The 3,256-nt window shown below is 72.8% G+C and carries 2 protein-coding genes and 1 pseudogene; all 3 read right to left on the bottom strand.

Annotation, left to right across the window (positions count from 1 at the left end; translation table 11 throughout):
* On the bottom strand, positions 1 to 448 hold a 448-nt coding region (locus EHS43_RS40935), incomplete at its 3' end, for an SDR family NAD(P)-dependent oxidoreductase (protein WP_125195593.1).
* Between the two features lie 97 nt (positions 449 to 545).
* Positions 546 to 1,331: a GntR family transcriptional regulator gene (locus tag EHS43_RS40930; protein WP_125195592.1), complete on the bottom strand. Its 786-nt coding sequence runs from the start codon at positions 1,329 to 1,331 to the stop codon at positions 546 to 548.
* A 29-nt stretch (positions 1,332 to 1,360) separates the two neighbouring features.
* Positions 1,361 to 3,230, bottom strand: a pseudogene (gene iolD, locus EHS43_RS40925) (3D-(3,5/4)-trihydroxycyclohexane-1,2-dione acylhydrolase (decyclizing)).
* Positions 3,231 to 3,256 lie beyond the last annotated feature (26 nt).

Genomic DNA, 3,256 nt, shown 5'->3' with positions numbered 1-3,256 from the left:
GGGTGGTCTCGTCGAGGGGACGGGGGTCGGCGTCGCCGTAGACCGCGTAGGTGGAGGCGTACACGAGCCGGTGCACGCCGTGTTCCTGCATGGTGTGCAGCAGCGCGGTCGTGCCACCCACGTTGACGTCGTAGTACGGGACGGGTGTCCGGGCCGACGCACCCCCGGCGTTGTGGGCGGCGAAGTGCACGACGGCGTCCACGGAGTGCCGGTCGAAGACCGCCGAGAGGGCGCGTCGGTCGCGGATGTCCAGTTCGTACACGGCGCCGACGAAGCGGCCGGCGAGGCGTTCGACGCGGGTGAGGACCTGGGGGGTGCTGCGGGAGTAGTCGTCGACCACGACCACCTCGTAACCATGGTCGAGGAACTCCACGCAGGCGTGGCTGCCGAGGAATCCGGCCCCGCCGGTGACGAGGACGGTCGACGGAACGGGCTCGGTGCGTGCCATGGGACCAGAACGCTTCCACACGTGCGTCTACGCCATATGTTTACAGCGTATATGTACGACTCTGCGCGCTCTGGTCCCTCGCGTCAAGCCGGGCCGGTCAGGGTCTGACCAGCAGCTGGAAGTCGAACGCGTACCGCGAGGCGCGGTAGATGTGGCTGCCGTGTTCGACCGGGCGGCCGGTGTCGTCGTAGGCCGTGCGCTGCATGGTGAGGACCGCCGCGCCCGGTTGTTCGTCCAGGCGGGCGGCCTCCTCGGCGGTGGCGGAGCGGGCGCCGATGGTCTGGCGGGCGCTGTGCAGGGTGATGCCGGCAGTGCGCAGCATGCGGTAGAGGCCGGTCGACTCCAGGCGGTCGCTGTCGAGGTCGAGGAGGTCGGCGGGCAGGTGGTTGCGGAGGAGGGCCACCGGCTGCCCGTGGGTCAGGCGCAGGCGCTCCAGCACCGTGACCGGGCCGCCCTCCGGGAGGGACAGCGCGGCCGCCACGTCGGCGGGCGCCGGCACGGTCTCGTGGCGCACGACCCGCGTCGACGGCCCCTGTCCGGCCGCCTCCAGGTCGTCGTAGAGGCTGCTGAGCTCCAGGGGGCGTTTGACCTGGCTGTGCACGACCTGGGTGCCCACCCCGCGGCGGCGGACCAGCAGGCCCTTGTCCACCAGGGTCTGGATGGCCTGGCGGACGGTCGGGCGGGACAGGCCGAGGCGGATCGAGAGGTCGATCTCGTTGCCCAGGAGGTTTCCCGGGGCCAGCACGCCGTGCTCGATCGCCGCCTCCAGCTGCCGGGAGAGCTGGTAGTACAGCGGCACCGGACTGGCCCGGTCCAGGGCGAAGTCCAGGCAGTCGAGCGCGGGCGCGGTCGCGGCACGTGACCTGTCGCCGGGCTTCGCCATGGGGGAACCTCCCTCGAAGGGCCGGATGATCAGAGGTGGGTGCGGCGGGCGGCAGCCTGACGGTCGTACTCCGTCCGTGCCCTGACGGCGGCCTCGCGCGAGGCCGTCTGCGCGACCGGCACGTCCCACCAGGCCTCCGCCGGGGGAGCGGCCGGGCCCGCGGTGTCCGTCTCGACGTAGACGCAGGTCGGGCGGTCCGAGGCGCGGGCCGTGGCGAGGGCCTCCCGCAGCTCCCGTACGGTCTTGGCGCGCAGCACGTCCATGCCGAGGCTCGCCGCGTTGGCGGCCAGGTCGACCGGGAGCGGGGCGCCCGTGTAGGAACCGTCGGCCGGGTCACGGTAGCGGTACGCCGTGCCGAAGCGCTCGCCGCCCACCGACTCCGACAGGCCGCCGATGGAGGCGTAACCGTGGTTCTGGACGAGGACCAGGTTGATCGGCAGGCCCTCCTGGACCGCGGTGACCAGCTCCGTCGGCATCATCAGGTACGTGCCGTCGCCGACCAGCGCCCACACCGGGGTGTCCGGGGTGGCCTGCTGGACGCCGATCGCGGCCGGGATCTCGTAGCCCATGCAGGAGTAGCCGTACTCCAGGTGGTACTGGCGCGGGCTGCGGGCCCGCCACAGCTTGTGCAGGTCGCCGGGGAGCGAGCCGGCCGCGTTGATCACCACGTCCTCGTCGCCCACGACCGCGTCCAGCGCGCCGAGCAGCTGGGTCTGGGTCGGGACGGCGTTCTCGTCGGCGGCACGGTAGGCCGCGTCCACCACCTGGTCCCAGCGCTCCTTGCCGGTGGCGTACTCGGTCTCGTACGCCCCCGCCACACGATGGCCAGCCAGGGCCGAGGTGAGCGCCTCCAGGCCCGCCCGCGCGTCGCACACGACGGTCCGCGCGGCGAGCTTGTGGGCGTCGAAGGCGGTGATGTTGAGGTTGAGGAAGCGCACGTCCGGGTTCTGGAAGAGGGTGCCGGAGGCGGTGGTGAAGTCGGAGTAGCGGGTGCCCACGCCGATGACCAGGTCCGCGGTGCGCGCGAGGTCATCGGCGACCGCGGTGCCGGTGTGGCCGATGCCGCCGAGGTCCGCGGGGTGGTCGTGGCGCAGGGAGCCCTTGCCGGCCTGGGTGGACGTGACGGGGATGCCGGTGGCGTCCACCAGCGCCTTCAGTGCCCCCTCGGCCTCGCTGTGGTGGACTCCGCCGCCCGCCACGATCAGGGGGCGGCGGGCCGAGCGGATCGCCCCGACCGCCTCGGCCAGTTCCACCGGGTCCGGTGCGGGCCGCCGTACCCGCCACACCCGCTCGGCGAAGAACTCCTGCGGCCAGTCGTACGCCTCCGCCTGCACGTCCTGGGGGAGGGCGAGGGTGACCGCGCCGGTCTCGGCCGGGTCCGACAGGACGCGCATGGCCTGGAGGGACGAGGGCCTCGGGGCGGTGGATCCGGTCGAAGTAGCGGGAGACCGGGCGCAGGGTGTCGTTCACCGACACGTCCGCCTCGCTGGGGTGCTCCAGCTGCTGGAGGAGCGGGTCGGCCGCGCGGGTGGCGAAGTAGTCGCCGGGCAGGAGCAGGACCGGGAGGCGGTTGATCGTCGCCAGGGCCGCGCCGGTGACCAGGTTCGTGGCGCCGGGGCCGATCGACGTGGTGACGGCCTGGGCGGACAGACGGTTGAGCTGGCGGGCGTGGCCGACGGCCGCGTGGACCATGGCCTGCTCGTTGCGGCCCTGGTGGAAGGGCATCGCGTCCTCGCCGACCTCCAGGAGAGCCTGTCCGATCCCCGCCACGTTGCCGTGGCCGAAGATGCCCCAGGTCCCGGCGATCAGCCGATGCCGTACGCCGTCGCGCTCCGTGTACTGGACGGACAGGAACCGCACCAGGGCCTGGGCGACGGTCAGACGGGTGGTGGTGCTCATCAGGACTTCTCCGGTGCGGTGTAGGG

It is taken from the genome of Streptomyces sp. RP5T (assembly GCF_003933965.1).
Taxonomy (GTDB): Bacteria; Actinomycetota; Actinomycetes; order Streptomycetales; family Streptomycetaceae; genus Streptomyces.
This window is presented reverse-complemented; position numbering and strand designations above follow the sequence as displayed.

Bases quoted from the DNA above. Each gene is read 5' to 3' on its own strand.
- EHS43_RS40930 (WP_125195592.1), bottom strand. From the start codon at position 1,331: ATGGCGAAGCCCGGCGACAGGTCACGTGCCGCGACCGCGCCCGCGCTC.